The 12,314-nt window shown below is 72.6% G+C and carries 14 protein-coding genes; 2 read left to right on the top strand and 12 right to left on the bottom strand.

Annotated features, from left to right (window positions below; all coding sequences use genetic code 11):
- Positions 1-22 precede the first annotated feature (22 nt).
- The 9 genes from AB0J67_RS04925 to AB0J67_RS04885 form a co-directional block, all read right to left on the bottom strand.
- Positions 23-1,228 carry a hypothetical protein gene (locus tag AB0J67_RS04925; RefSeq protein ID WP_363476326.1) on the bottom strand — a complete coding sequence of 402 codons (1,206 nt, stop codon included), beginning with the start codon at positions 1,226-1,228 and terminating at the stop codon, positions 23-25.
- Positions 1,225-1,755, bottom strand: coding sequence for a SigE family RNA polymerase sigma factor (locus AB0J67_RS04920; RefSeq protein ID WP_363476324.1), 531 nt, complete (start codon positions 1,753-1,755; stop codon positions 1,225-1,227). Before AB0J67_RS04920 ends, AB0J67_RS04925 begins: the two co-directional genes overlap by 4 nt.
- Before the next feature lie 108 nt (positions 1,756-1,863).
- Complete coding sequence (locus AB0J67_RS04915) at positions 1,864-2,379, bottom strand: potassium channel family protein (protein WP_363476322.1); 516 nt, start codon at positions 2,377-2,379, stop codon at positions 1,864-1,866.
- A gap of 56 nt (positions 2,380-2,435) precedes the next feature.
- A complete protein-coding gene (locus AB0J67_RS04910; protein WP_363476320.1) occupies positions 2,436-3,470 on the bottom strand; it encodes a formylglycine-generating enzyme family protein in 1,035 nt (344 codons plus the stop codon).
- Between the two features lie 59 nt (positions 3,471-3,529).
- Positions 3,530-4,945 carry a sulfatase gene (locus AB0J67_RS04905; protein WP_363476318.1) on the bottom strand — a complete coding sequence of 472 codons (1,416 nt, stop codon included), beginning with the start codon at positions 4,943-4,945 and terminating at the stop codon, positions 3,530-3,532.
- Between the two features lie 136 nt (positions 4,946-5,081).
- A complete protein-coding gene (locus AB0J67_RS04900; protein WP_363476421.1) occupies positions 5,082-5,159 on the bottom strand; it encodes a putative leader peptide in 78 nt (25 codons plus the stop codon).
- Positions 5,160-5,536: 377 nt separating this feature from the next.
- Complete coding sequence (locus tag AB0J67_RS04895) at positions 5,537-5,869, bottom strand: hypothetical protein (protein WP_363476316.1); 333 nt, start codon at positions 5,867-5,869, stop codon at positions 5,537-5,539.
- 248 nt (positions 5,870-6,117) lie between these two features.
- On the bottom strand, positions 6,118-6,747 hold the full coding sequence (gene lepB, locus AB0J67_RS04890; RefSeq protein WP_363476314.1) for a signal peptidase I: 630 nt from the start codon (positions 6,745-6,747) through the stop codon (positions 6,118-6,120).
- Between the two features lie 75 nt (positions 6,748-6,822).
- Complete coding sequence (locus tag AB0J67_RS04885; protein WP_363476312.1) at positions 6,823-7,629, bottom strand: TetR/AcrR family transcriptional regulator; 807 nt, start codon at positions 7,627-7,629, stop codon at positions 6,823-6,825.
- A 66-nt stretch (positions 7,630-7,695) separates the two neighbouring features.
- Here AB0J67_RS04885 and AB0J67_RS04880 point away from each other — a divergent pair, with 66 nt between their 5' ends.
- Positions 7,696-8,547 carry an alpha/beta hydrolase gene (locus AB0J67_RS04880; RefSeq protein WP_363476310.1) on the top strand — a complete coding sequence of 284 codons (852 nt, stop codon included), beginning with the start codon at positions 7,696-7,698 and terminating at the stop codon, positions 8,545-8,547.
- A gap of 147 nt (positions 8,548-8,694) precedes the next feature.
- On the opposite strand, the gene AB0J67_RS04875 is transcribed toward AB0J67_RS04880, so the two are convergent.
- The 3 genes from AB0J67_RS04875 to AB0J67_RS04865 all read right to left on the bottom strand — a co-directional run bounded on the left by AB0J67_RS04875 (position 8,695) and on the right by AB0J67_RS04865 (position 11,723).
- A complete protein-coding gene (locus AB0J67_RS04875; RefSeq protein WP_363476308.1) occupies positions 8,695-9,285 on the bottom strand; it encodes a hypothetical protein in 591 nt (196 codons plus the stop codon).
- 148 nt (positions 9,286-9,433) lie between these two features.
- The gene (locus tag AB0J67_RS04870; protein ID WP_363476306.1) at positions 9,434-10,504 is read right to left on the bottom strand and encodes an LPXTG cell wall anchor domain-containing protein; all 1,071 of its coding nucleotides are present in this window, start codon (positions 10,502-10,504) and stop codon (positions 9,434-9,436) included.
- Between the two features lie 292 nt (positions 10,505-10,796).
- Positions 10,797-11,723 (bottom strand): hypothetical protein, encoded by a 927-nt coding sequence (locus AB0J67_RS04865; RefSeq protein WP_363476304.1) that lies wholly within the window; start codon positions 11,721-11,723, stop codon positions 10,797-10,799.
- A 138-nt stretch (positions 11,724-11,861) separates the two neighbouring features.
- On the opposite strand from AB0J67_RS04865, the gene AB0J67_RS04860 reads away from it, so the two are divergent.
- A complete protein-coding gene (locus AB0J67_RS04860) occupies positions 11,862-12,104 on the top strand; it encodes a hypothetical protein (RefSeq protein WP_363476302.1) in 243 nt (80 codons plus the stop codon).
- Positions 12,105-12,314 lie beyond the last annotated feature (210 nt).

Raw genomic sequence — 12,314 nt, 5'->3', positions numbered from 1 at the left:
ACGGGGCGGGTCCGGCGGCGGCTCACTGCCGCAGCGGCCGGTCCGTCCACTTGCTCTCGTCGCCGTGCGCCCCCTCGACGACTTCGACCGAGCGGGCGTACGCCGTCATCTGCTGCTCGGTCAGCGGCCCGGTGATCTCCAGGGCGAAGCCGCCGACGCCGTACAGGGTGAAGGTGCCGCCGATCATGGCGGCCGGGTGGCCGTCGACCTGCCCGGTGACCGCGCCGGGCGTGTCCGCGGGGACGGCCGCCGAGTCGGCGGTCACCGACCCGGTCACGTCCGGCGGGAACGCCATCGGGTCGGTGTTGTCCCGGCGGCCGAAGCTGAGCGTGGTCCGGCTGAACGCCGTGCCGCCGGCGTTCGTGCCCCGGTGCAGCAGCGTCCCGGTCAGGCGCAGGCAGTCCCCGCCCGGCACCGGCGCGGTGAACGGCATGGTCACCGGCCTGCCCGCGCCGCCGATCCGCAGCGCCTGCGCCACCTCGTGCGCGATGGCGCGCAGCGCGGCGGTCTGCTCCGCCGTGGGCGGGTGCCCGCCCTCGACGGAGGTGTCGGCGGCCGCGACGAACGCCCAGCCGCCCTCGGCCCACTGCCAGCCGAGCCGGGCGACGTCGTGCTGGTACAGGGCCTGGCGGCCGGACAGCCAGGACGCGGGCAGGTCGCCGACCGGGTCGGCCGGGGTGGCCGCGGCCAGGTCGACCGGCACCGGCGGGGTGCCGGGCCCGTCGCTGAACTGGGGCTTGCCGCCGCGGGCGAACACCTGGACGTCGACGTGGATCCGCTCGGCGGCGTCGAACAGGGTGACCCGCTGCCAGTGCCGCGCGGTGACGTAGTGCTCCAGATGCAGGCCGGACACCCCGTCGACGTCGACCACGCGGCGCAGCACGTCGAACTCGGCGGGGGCCGTGCCGTCCTTCGTGCTCGGCGACGCCCCGGCCGGGGCGCGGGAGCTCGTGGCGGGCGACGCACCGGGGCTCGGGCACTGCGGCGGCGGCGGACCCACCGTCGGGTCCGGCGTGCCGCCCACCTGCCCCGGCCCGGTGCCGCCGGGGGCCAGCCACACCGGCGCGGCCAGCCCGCCGGCCGCCAGCAGCAGCGCCAGCCCGCCCGCGGCGCCGGCGGTGCGCAGCCGGTGGCGGCGCCGCCCGGTCCGCACGGCCCGCGCCAGGTCCACCCCCGAGGGCGGCAGCGGGTCCTCCCGGAACGCGCCCAGCACGTCCTCGTCCCTCATCGGTTCGCTCCCTTCGTCGTGGTGGCCGCCGGGGCGCCGGTGGGCCGCTCGGCGAGCAGCCGGCGCAGCGTGGCCAGCCCGTCCGAGGTCTGGCTCTTCACCGTGCCCGTGGTGACCCGCAGGATCTCCGCCACCTCGTCCACCGGCCGGTCGGCGAGGTAGCGGAGCACGACCGCGGCCCGCTGGCGCGGCGGCATCTGCGCGAGTGCGGTGTGCAGGGTCAGCCGGGTGTCGACGTCCACCGTGGCGGCGGCGCGGTCGGCCCCCGCCTCGGGGGTCAGGTCGACCCGGCTCCAGCGGTGCCTGCGGTCGTCCAGGAAGACCCGCACCAGGATCGTGTGCAGGTACGCGTCGAGGTTGTCGGCCCGGCTGGCCTGCCGCCACTTGACGTACAGCTTCGTGACGGCCTGCTGCACGAGGTCGTCGCCGAGATGCGGGTCGCCCGCGAGCTGGGCGGCGATGCGCCGCAGCGCGGGCAGCCGGGCGGTGACGTACCCGACGTACTCCTGCTCCTGTGCCCCGTTCATCAGACCTCCGTGATCGTGCTCATCCTGACGACGGCAGCGGCGGGGTCCGGGGTTGGGCCGCTGCCTGTCCGGATGTGCCGGGGCGCGGTCGGGGGAGCGTCGAGCCGGTCAGGGTGGCGGTGGCACGCCCCGCCGCTGGCGCACCCGCGCGGCGATCTGCTTGGACAGCACCGACGCGCCGGTCGCGATGATCACGACGTTGAACAGCATCTGGACGATCAGCAGGCCGCGGGCGACCTGGCCCTGGGCGTGCACGTCACCGAAGCCGACGGTGGCCAGCGTGGACAGCGCGAAGTAGAGCGCGTCGATGCGGGTCTGCAGGTCGACGAACTCCCCGGGCCAGCCGACCGCGACCAGGTAGTCGGCGAGCGCGAAGAACAGCACGCCCGCGACCAGGGCGGTGAGCAGGCCGGACAGCGGGGCCTGCTCGTCGTCGAGCTGGCGGGTGACCTGGCGCACGATCAGCAGGATCGCCAGGGCCAGGCCGGCGACGGTGCCGAGGACCCGCAGGACGAGTTCCCACGTCTCGTGGTTGTGGCCGGTCGGCACGAGGAAGTACACGGTCACCAGCAGCAGGCTGTTGAGCAGCGCGCGTCCGAGCGGGTGCACCGTGATAGCCGACATGTCGGTATTGTCGCCGATGGTGCTCCGGTGCCGGTGCGGTATGCGGGCGGTGTCGCTCAGTCGGCGGCGACCCGGAAGCCGATGTTGCCCGCGGAGCTGTCGGGGGTGTTCGAGGAGCGGGCGGCGACCCGGTAGCGGTTGCAGTACGAGTGGTGGCACATGTGCGAGCCGCCCCGCATCACCCGGGCCGTGCCGCCGGGCGGGCCGAGCGGGTCGGTCCGCGGCCCGGTGACATGGAAGTCGGCGCTGAACCAGTCCGCGCACCACTCCCACACGTTGCCCGCGACGTTGTACAGGCCGAAGCCGTTCGGGCGGAACGCCTTCACCGGCGCGGTGGCCAGGTGCCCGTCCGCGCCGGTGTTGCGCGCCGGGAACTCGCCCTGCCAGATGTTGCACAGGTGCCGCCCGCCGGGCGTCAGCTCGTCGCCCCACGGGTAGCGGGCCTGCTCGAGGCCGCCGCGCGCGGCGTACTCCCACTCGGCCTCGGTGGGCAGCCGGGTGCCGGACCAGTCGCAGTACTCCTGGGCGTCGCGCCAGGACACGTGCACCACGGGATGGTGCTGCAGCGCGCCGACGTCGGAGTCCGGCCCGTACGGGTGGCGCCAGTGCGCTCCGGGCACCACCGCCCACCACGGTGCGGCCTGCACCCGCTGCGTGCCGCGGGCGAGCGCGGGCGGCAGGAAGCCCTCGAAGACGAACGAGAACCCGAACCGCTCGGCGTCGGTGACGTGCCCGGTGGCCTTGACGAATGTGGCGAACTGCGCGTTGGTGACCGCCGTCGGGTCGATGCGGAACGGGCGCAGCGTGATCTCGCGTACCGGCCCTTCGCCGTCGGCGGGGAAGCCCTCGGCGTCGTCCGTACCCATCAGGAACCGCCCGCCCGGCAGCGGGACGGTCCGCGCGGCCGCCCGTGACCGCGCGCCCCGGTCCGCAGCGGCGGCCGTGCGGTGGGCCGGTGCGGCAGCGTGGTCGGGCGTGCCGGCCCCGGCCCGCGCGGGTCCGGTCGCCGCAGCTCGCGGCGACAGTGTCAGCAGGGGCGGGCCCGCGCCGTCCGCCGAGGGTGCGCAGCAGGCCGCCGGGTGTTCGGTCACGGTCGTCCTTCCTGGTGCCCGGCGGCGGGACGCGCCCCCGCCGCCGGGCGGTCGTGGGATCAGGGTGCGGTGCTGCCGGAGCTGACCCGGTCGGCGGCCAGCCGCGCCGCCAGCGCCGGGATGCCCAGCGCCTGCTCCTGCGCCGGGGTGGCGTCGTGCAGCTTGTTGGTCAGCTGGTGGGGGTCGTTGACCAGGTCGTAGTACTCCCGGAACAGCACCGCGCCGGTGCCGGTGGGCAGCCCGTTGGCGTCGGTGTGCAGCTGGTAGTACTCGGTGTACTGCCGGTTCGCGCCGACGTACGACGCCCAGGTGGGTGGCCCGTCCGTGCCCGTGCCGTGCTTGAAGAACTCGGTGAGGATGTGGTCGCGCCGGTACGAGCCCAGCAGCGAGCGCCCGTCGATCGGGTACCGCGCGTCCGGGGTGATGTTCGCGGCGTCGAGGATGGTCGGCGCGATGTCGATGTTGCCGGTCAGGCGGCTGTCGTTGGTGCCGGTGTCCAGGCCCCCGGCGGGCCAGGAGACGAAGAACGGCACCTCGACGACCGGGGTGTAGGGCACCGACTTCTTGGTCCAGCCGTGGTCGCCCCAGGCGAAGCCGTTGTCGGCGATGAAGAACACCAGCGTGTTGTCCAGCTGGCCCAGCGCTTCCAGCTTGTCGTGCACGGCCTGCACGGCGTCGTCGACCGACAGCAGCGTGCGCAGCTGGTTGGTGCGGATCGTCCTGCCGTCGGCGAGCGTGCCGGTGGCGTTCTGGATGAAGCCGGGCTTGTCGGAGCGGTCGGCCTCGGGCACCGACGGGCGGCCGTTCCAGGCCGGCACCTCGGTGTCGGCGTACTTGCCCTCGGGGGTGTTCGGCCCGTGCGAGGCGTACGGGGCCAGGTAGAGGAACCAGGGCCGGGTGTCGTTCACGCTGCGGTCGAGGAAGCTCAGCGCCCGGTTCTTCACCACGGTGGTGGTGTAGTTGTTGATGGTCTGCACGGTGCCGTCGACGTTCCAGGTGCCGTTGTTGAACGTCGGCGGCGCCAGCACCGCGAACTCGTCGAAGTACGGCGGGTTGTCGTCGACGTCCCAGCCGTTGAGGTACTTGCCGTACAGGCCGGTGCGGTAGCCGGCCTGCTGCAGGTAGCGCTGCACGGTCGAGTGGTGGTTCAGGTTCGCGCGGTGCTGGTTGCCGCGCACGCCGTGGTTGTGCGCGTACTGGCCGGTGAAGATCGAGGAGCGGCCGGGCGAGCACAGCGGCGTGGTGGCGTGCCCGCGGGTGAACTCGACGCCGTTGCCGGTCAGCCAGGCCCGCGTCTTCGGCAGCGCCCAGGCGGTCTGCTTCGGATGGTCGTCGGTGACGATGACGAGGATGTTCGGCCTGGTGTCGGCGGCCTGCGCGCCCGCCGCGGGCCAGCCCGCAGCCGCGGTCGCGCCCGCCGCGGCCGACGCCGCGAGGAACGTGCGCCGCTTGAGCGAGGGGGTGTTGTCGGACATGGCCTTCCTTTCGTACGCGCACGGCATCGCCCGCCGGGCACGATCGGGACCCGGCGGATCGCGCCGGTGGGGGAGGTGAAGCCGCGGCCGTGGCATCGCCACGTGGCCGCGCGAAGAGGATCGCCGCGCTACGCCGTCAGCGCAGACAGAGAGCGCTCGCCTGCCGTCGCAGATCGACGTGCCGGCGGGCCGTGAACAGAGCCCTGCGCTGCATGTCCCCGAGCCTAGAAAGCTGGTTCGAGGATCTCAAGGAACTCAATGTTTCGTCTTGGAGAACGGTGTGAACGGTCATGGGGCCGTGCCCGCTAGTCGTTTTGAACCCTGCCGCGGGGATCCGAGCCAATCTCAGACGGTGGTTCGCCTGTGCTCTGTCGCCCGGGAGTCGCTTCGCGCATACAGCAGGGAAGGCTGGTTCGGTGGCCCTGTGCCAGATCGACAAGCATCACCCTCACCTCGATGCGAACTATTGGCGGCTCGGTCTCTGGGGATGGGATACGAGGTTAGCGATTGCGTTGCGGTGCGGTTCGGCGTGCTGTGGGCGGCCCGGTTGCTGTACTGCGCTGCTGTACTGCGAGCCTCGGCAAGCCCGCCCTACCCGTTGCCGACTTGCCCATGGACCAGGCGGCCAAGAAGCACCCGCGCACCCTCGTCGCCAGCTTCAGCACGCCGCGCAAGCTGCTCATGTTTCCCAGCCTCGTACAGGTAGCGGTTGAGCCGTCTCCGCGCATGCACGTCGCCGATGCCGCGTGCTGCCAGCTCGTCCAGGCGACCCGCCTTGACCAGCAGATCCATGTGCCACAGGTGAGCGTCATGACGCTCGTGTTCGGCGCTGTAACACTCGGCGTGGGGTTCCACCGTCGATATGGCCAGGTCCCAGTCGCCGCGCTCCTCTGCGTCACGCCCGACGATCATCCAATCGTCCATGCCGAGATCCTAGGCCCGTCAAGCCGGCAGAGCTGCCGAGAATCCGGCGTACAGGCCGACTCGTCCGTCGTCTTCATGGTCGCGCTACCGGCACGCCTTCTGAGCTGCTGTTCAACCTCGTGTTGTCGGCCAACGCCGGCCGTTGTTGGTCGCCGTTTGACGGACTGGAAACGGCCTGGACTCATGCTCGACGGCCTGGAAACGGCCTGGCGCAGGCCTTCAACTCGCCGAGGCACCTTCGCGTTGCCCTATTGAGCCGTCGAGGTGAACGTCTCCGGGGTGGTCAGCCACGTCGCCCGGGCGAAGGGCCAGAACAGCACGAAGGCCCGGCCGATCACCGCGTCCACCGGGATGGTGGCCTGCTCCAGGTCCTGCCCGTGGCTGAGGTAGTTTGCCAGGGAGTCGCCGGAGGCCTCTCGATGATCGCCCATCACCCACAGCCTGCCCTCGGGCACGGTGATGTCGAAGTCCGTGGTGGCCATCCTGTTGCCCGGGTAGACGTAGGGCTCGTCCAGCGGATGGCCGTTGACCTCGATGCGTCCCTGCGGGTCGCAGCAGACCACCCGGTCGCCGGGGGCGCCGATCACCCGCTTGATGAAGTCCTCCTGCTCCGGCACGGCCCGCCAGCTCTCGGGGGCCCTGAAGACGATGATCTCGCCTTCGGCGGGTGCCCGGAAGGCGTAGACGAGCTTGTTGACCAGCACACGGTCGTCGCGAACCAGGGTCTGCTCCATCGACTCCGACGGGATGAAGAAGGTCTGCACCACGAACTGGCGCACCAGGAACGCCACGACGAGGGCGACGGCCAGCAGGACCGGCAGCTCCCGCCAGCTGGAACCGGACCTCTTGCGACTCTTGAGCTGCTCGTCGTCCCCCATGTCTCGACGCTACTCGGCCGGATGGATCCCATGTGGACGTCGCGCTGTGAAGATGCTGAGTGATCCGCTGATTCCTCACCGCAGACCGGTGAGCAGGAGGGTGACGGCCGCGTCGAGGGTGTGGCGGGTGTGGGCGACCGGGTCGTACGTGGTCGGTGCGCCATCCGGCGGCGTCGCGGACAGCGCCGCCGAGTGGGGGAAGCGGGCGGTGAAGTCGGGCACGACGGTGGCGAGCTGGGCGGAGCGTTCGGTCCACCACTGCTCGTCGGGGGTGCCGGTGGCGGTCGCGGCGGCCCGGGACTCCGCGGCGGTCTGGGCCGCGCCGCGGACCAGGTGGAACAGGGCGCTGACCGCGGGGCGCAGGTCGCCTGCGGTGACTTCGGTGCCGTGCAGGATGCCCAGCAGTGCTTCGAGCACGGCCTGCTCGTGCGGGCCGAGCACCGGGCGGGCGAAGGAGACCTGCAGCAGCCACGGGTGGGCCAGGTAGCGGGCCCACAGGTCGCCGGTCCAGGCGTGGACCGCGGCCTCCCGGCCGGCCGTCAGGTCGTAGGAGTGCGGCAGGCCCGCGTGGGCGTGGTCGTACATGAGGTCCACGAGCTCGCGCTTGCTGGGCACGTACGTGTAGAGCGCCATCGCGGAGGTGCCGAGCCGCTCGCCGACCGCGCGCATGGACAGCTTGTCCATGCCGTCGGCGTCGGCCAGGGCGATGGCGGCCTCGACGATCGTGTCCACGGTCAGCCCTTGCCGGGGTCCCGGCGCGCGGCGGGTCCGGGCGGACGCGCTGGCTGCGGCGGACAGGTCGGGCGTTGCCGTGGGGGACTGGTTACGCCACAGCAGGGCCATGGTGCGGGCGGGGTCGCCCTGGCCGCCGTAGACCGTCATGTGACAACTCCGTACGTCGTAAGCTAATGTCGGCGAAGGATCGCTTTACAGCATACGGAGATGATGATGGCGAGCGTACGGCTGCCCGGCGGCGAGACGATCGAGTTCGAGGTGCACGGGGACGGGCCACCCGTCCTGCTGGCGGTCGACCCGCGCCCCGTCGAGGGCGAGCAGGCCGCGGCGATGCGCGCCTGGGGCGCCGACCCGGCGCTGGGCCGCTGTCTGATCGACGGGCTGCGCGACCGGTTCCGCGTCATCGCCGTCGGGTACGAGGCACACGTGATGGCCGCGCCCCGGCCGGGCACGCTCACCCCCGACGCGGTCGCCCGGGACCTGCTGGCCGTCGCCGACGCGGCGGGCGTCGACCGGTTCGCCTACTACGGCTACTCCTGGCTGGGCCTGCTCGGCCAGCAGCTCGCCCTGCGCACCGACCGGCTGTCGGCGCTGGTCATGGGTGGGTATCCGCCGGTCGACGGCCCGTACGCGGCGATGCTCGCGGTGACGACCACCGCGCACGGCCTGGCCCGCGCGGCGGCACAGGCCCCGCCGGAGCCGGCCGGCCAACCCGAGCCGGGTGACTGGTCCAGCGTCGGGGTGACCACCTCGCCGGCGCAGACCGGCCAGTTCGTCACGATGTACGAGGCCCTGCGCGGCTTCGACGACCGCGCCGCGCAGCCCGCGCTGACCTGCCCCCGGCTGTGCGTCGTCGGCGGCGCCGACACCATCGAGTACGGCGCGCAGTGGGGCGGCACGGTCGTCGACATCGCCGGCCCCGTGCTGCGCAACCGGGCCGAGCTGACCGCACTCGGCTGGGACGTGGCCGTGCTCGACGGCCTGGACCACCTGCGGGCCATGCAGTCCGAGGCCGTCCTCCCCGTCCTGCGTCCGTGGCTGGAGTCCCAGCTGGGGCGGGCTTGATCGCCGTTTCCGGTCAGCACCTGCAGTCCGACCGCATGTCCTGACCTGAAACGGCGATCAAGCCGAACCGACCCGGCCGCCCGACCCGAAGCCCGGCCCCGAAGCCCGACCTCGGCGGTGCGCGGCGGGGCGGGGCAGTGGCCGCGGTCAGGCCTTTTTCGGGCGGCGGGGGCGGCCCGCCAGCAGGCACAGCAGGCCGGTGACCAGGTAGAGCACGACGACCGCGAGCCAGCTCTGCCGGTGCTCGGCCACCTGGGCGGGCAGCATCGGGTGGGCCAGGCCGTCCGGATCCTCGACCACGGTCAGCGACTCGCCGATCCGGTACGCCTTCTCGTCGAGGGTCAGCTCGCCGCCGACGGGCCGCCCGGACAGCGCGATCACCGCGTAGTGGTAGCGGTCGGCGGGACCGTCGCTCTCGCGCAGGCTCACCGTCTGCGCCTCCACCTGCCCGCCGCGCAGCTGCAGCATGCTCGGGCCGGTCTCCTGCAGCACGCTCACCACGAACAGGAAGCCGAGCACCGCCGCCGCCGCCGTCCACACCGGGCGGAACGCCGACAGCCAGAACCACCCCGCGACCAGGCCCGCCGCGAGCACCAGCCCGATGACCAGGCCGCGGTGCTCGGCGCGGAGCAGCGCGGTGCCGGCGAGCGCGGCGATCACCGCGCCCACCGTGATGATCAGGAAGAGGCGTACGCCACGGAACTGGCGGGGGTGCAACGCGCGGAGGGGGTTTCGCATGGCGACGAGGGTAAGGCCCGCCGCTCCCGCGCGTCGCCCGCCCGCCGGACAGGAAAGGAGGGCTCCCCGGACGGGGAGCCCTCCTCATCGAAGGGTGCTTCGGTCAGGCGCTCGGCTCACGCCGGCGACGGAGCCGAAGGCGCTTCGGTCAGGCGCTCAGCTCACGCCGGCGACGGACCGCGAGCAGCAGCACCGCGCCGATCGCGACCAGGGCGGCGCCCGCGACGGCGATCCCGGTGACCGCGGTGCCGGTACGTGGCAGCTCGGTGCCCGGGTCCGGGCTGGCCGACGCGGACGGCGTGGTGCCGGCCGGCGGGCTGCTGGACGGGCTCACCGACGGCGTCGTGCCGGCCGACGTGCTCGGCTCGGCCGATGCGCTCGCCGAGGGGGACGTCGAGGCGCTGGCCTCGGGCGAGGGCGAGCTGCTCGGCTCCGGCGAGGTCTCCGGCGACGGGGTGGTCTCGGGCGACGGCGAGGTCTCCGGGGACGGGGTGGTCTCCGGCGACGGCGACGTCTCCGGGGAGGGGGAGGTCTCCGGCGACGGCGAGATGCTGGCCTCGGGCGAGGGGGAGTTGCTCGGCTCCGGCGAGGTCTCCGGCGACGGGGTGGTCTCCGGCGACGGCGAGGTGCTCACCTCGGGTGACGGCGACGTCGACGCCGAGGGCTCCGGCGAGGGGGACTCGCTCACCTCGGGTGACGGCGACGCGGACGGCGACGGGGTGGTCGCCGGCTTGCCGGGGCAGGTGTGGGTGACGACGAGCTTGAACTCCTCGGTGTCGCCGCCGGCGGCCTTGCCCTTCGTCACGATCTTGGCCTGGGCGGTGACCAGCTTCCAGCCCTGGGGCACGACGACCCAGGCCAGGTGCGGGTTGTTGGCGTTGGCGAAGCCGTGCGGGTACGGGCCGGCGTCACCGCTGTTGATGTGCGTGGTCACGGTGCCGTCGCCGGTGTCGAACCTCGCCCACATGCCGACCGTCTTGTCGAACTCGTTCGACGGCGCGTTGAAGACCCAGCCGTCCTTGGTGTCGCCGATGTCGCCGACCTCGCCGCAGTCCTTCTCGTACGCCTTGGCGTAGCTGTCCTGGTGGGGCTCGTGCAGCACGGCGTTGTACGGCGCGTCCGGCGTCTCGTCGGCCAGGGCCGGGATGGCGGCGAAGCCGACGGTGCCGGTTGCGAGCACCGCGCCCGCGACGATCGCGATGCGCCAGCGCTTGTCCATGTTCTCTCCGGGGGTGGGTCTGGTCAGCAGGGTGGTGCAGGGTCATCCTGCCGTCTCCCGGCTCTTCGTCGATCACGTCGACGGCCTGTCCTGACCGGCCGGGAGGCCACCTGACCTGGCCGTTCGGTCAGGGGACGACGTACGCCGACCGGCCGCCCGGCGGACGCGGGCGGGCCGTCCGGCGACGGGTGCCGCCGAACGGCCGTGACTGTGTGTGAGGTCCGTCTCGGGCCGGCCCCCGCGAAGAGGTCCGAACCCGGGCGAGGTGCCCGGATCCGGACCGCGCCGGTGCTCAGGTGCCGAAGTACGAGTACGTGCTGTCGATCACCTGGTAGGCGCCGGGGCCGGTCTGCTCCTCGATCGCCACCCGGATGTGCCGGATGTTGTCGTCGGAGAAGGCGTGCCGGTCCACGGTCCACTCGTGGTGGGCGTTGTCGACGGCGCAGACGGTGCCGCCGTGGTCGACGTGGAGCAGGTCGTACGCCGCGTCGGCGTCCGCGCCGTCGTCGCCGTAGTAGTCGATGCGCATCCGGACGCAGTCGCCGGCGGCGCTCTCCATGTGCAGGACGCCGGTCAGGTGCGGCTCGATCTGGCCGCCGGAGAAGTCCCAGTCGACCGTGCCGCCGGACAGCGGGCTGCCGCCGGACCAGCCGGTGCCGCCGAAGCCGATGCCCCACACGCCGCTGCCCACGCTGTCGGCGACCAGCACGTCGTCGTCGACGAACGGGCTGAGCGTCGACCAGGCCGAACCGGTGATGTCGTAGGTGCCGTCGGGCATCAGCACCTCGATCGACACCTTCACCTTGCCGATCTTGTTGCTGGTGTACGGGTCCAGGTCGACGCTGAACGGGTGGTAGCCGTTGTCGTCGGCGCAGACCGTGCCGCCGTTGCGCGTGGTCAGGAACACGGTGCCGCTGGAGTAGTAGTCGATGCGCACCCGCGCGCACTCGTCGTGGACCCCGGACAGCTGCAGGATGCCGGTGAGGTGCGGGGTGACGTCGTTGTCGTCGACCAGCCACTCGACCGGGGCGCCGCTGCTGAACTGGATGTTGTCGTAGCTGCCGGTTCCGAGGTCGAACCCCACGGCGTTGACCTTCACGCGGTCGGTGTCCAGCAGCCGGTCGTCGGCCTGCGCGACCCCGGCCGGACCCGTGACGAGCAGAGCGCCGACGGCACCGGCGAGCGCGGTGCGGGCGAGCCACCTTCGTGTCGTACCCATCTTCCTTCCCTCCCTGAGCGTGGGGCGTTCGCCCCACGCCTGGAAGGGTCCGGGCGCACCTCACGGCGGCGTCACGGCCGGCTCACGGTCGCCGCCCGGCCCCGTTTCGGCCGGTGCGCGCCGGGTATGACCAGCGGCATGACGCAGACAGTGCAGACCCGCGGTGACGGCCACGAGGAGATCCTCGCCCTGGACACGACCGGTGACGGCAAGCCGGACCTGTGGGCGATCGACACCGACGGCGACGGCACCGCCGACCTGTTCCAATCCGACACCGACGGCGACGGCAAGCCCGACGTCACGATGGTGGACCTCACCCAGGACGGCACGATGGACCTCATCGTCGACGGCGACGGCGGCCACCCGCCGACGGCCGACTGAGGTTGCGGCCGGGGCGACTGCTGTGTTGTATCCGCGCACAGAAGTCTGCCCCGGCAAATGAAATCGCTGCCCGACACGCTGCCGTGCACGACGTGCGGGCCCCTCGCCGGCCAGGTCGCCGCAGGTGCCGTCACGCAGCGTCCACACTGTTCACCGCAACGCCATCGGGGTGGGTGGACCTCGAACTGACCGGCCAGTAGGGTCTTCCTC

This window comes from Catellatospora sp. NPDC049609 (genome assembly GCF_040675365.1).
Classification (GTDB): domain Bacteria; phylum Actinomycetota; class Actinomycetes; order Mycobacteriales; family Micromonosporaceae; genus Catellatospora.
This window is presented reverse-complemented; position numbering and strand designations above follow the sequence as displayed.

Bases quoted from the DNA above. Each gene is read 5' to 3' on its own strand.
- AB0J67_RS04860 (WP_363476302.1), top strand. From the start codon at position 11,862: ATGACGCAGACAGTGCAGACCCGCGGTGACGGCCACGAGGAGATCCTC.
- AB0J67_RS04895 (WP_363476316.1), bottom strand. From the start codon at position 5,869: ATGGACGATTGGATGATCGTCGGGCGTGACGCAGAGGAGCGCGGCGAC.
- AB0J67_RS04885 (WP_363476312.1), bottom strand. From the start codon at position 7,629: ATGACGGTCTACGGCGGCCAGGGCGACCCCGCCCGCACCATGGCCCTG.
- AB0J67_RS04925 (WP_363476326.1), bottom strand. From the start codon at position 1,228: ATGAGGGACGAGGACGTGCTGGGCGCGTTCCGGGAGGACCCGCTGCCG.
- AB0J67_RS04905 (WP_363476318.1), bottom strand. From the start codon at position 4,945: ATGTCCGACAACACCCCCTCGCTCAAGCGGCGCACGTTCCTCGCGGCG.
- AB0J67_RS04915 (WP_363476322.1), bottom strand. From the start codon at position 2,379: ATGTCGGCTATCACGGTGCACCCGCTCGGACGCGCGCTGCTCAACAGC.
- AB0J67_RS04880 (WP_363476310.1), top strand. From the start codon at position 7,696: ATGGCGAGCGTACGGCTGCCCGGCGGCGAGACGATCGAGTTCGAGGTG.
- AB0J67_RS04875 (WP_363476308.1), bottom strand. From the start codon at position 9,285: ATGCGAAACCCCCTCCGCGCGTTGCACCCCCGCCAGTTCCGTGGCGTA.
- lepB (WP_363476314.1), bottom strand. From the start codon at position 6,747: ATGGGGGACGACGAGCAGCTCAAGAGTCGCAAGAGGTCCGGTTCCAGC.
- AB0J67_RS04920 (WP_363476324.1), bottom strand. From the start codon at position 1,755: ATGAACGGGGCACAGGAGCAGGAGTACGTCGGGTACGTCACCGCCCGG.
- AB0J67_RS04900 (WP_363476421.1), bottom strand. From the start codon at position 5,159: ATGCAGCGCAGGGCTCTGTTCACGGCCCGCCGGCACGTCGATCTGCGA.
- AB0J67_RS04865 (WP_363476304.1), bottom strand. From the start codon at position 11,723: ATGGGTACGACACGAAGGTGGCTCGCCCGCACCGCGCTCGCCGGTGCC.
- AB0J67_RS04870 (WP_363476306.1), bottom strand. From the start codon at position 10,504: ATGGACAAGCGCTGGCGCATCGCGATCGTCGCGGGCGCGGTGCTCGCA.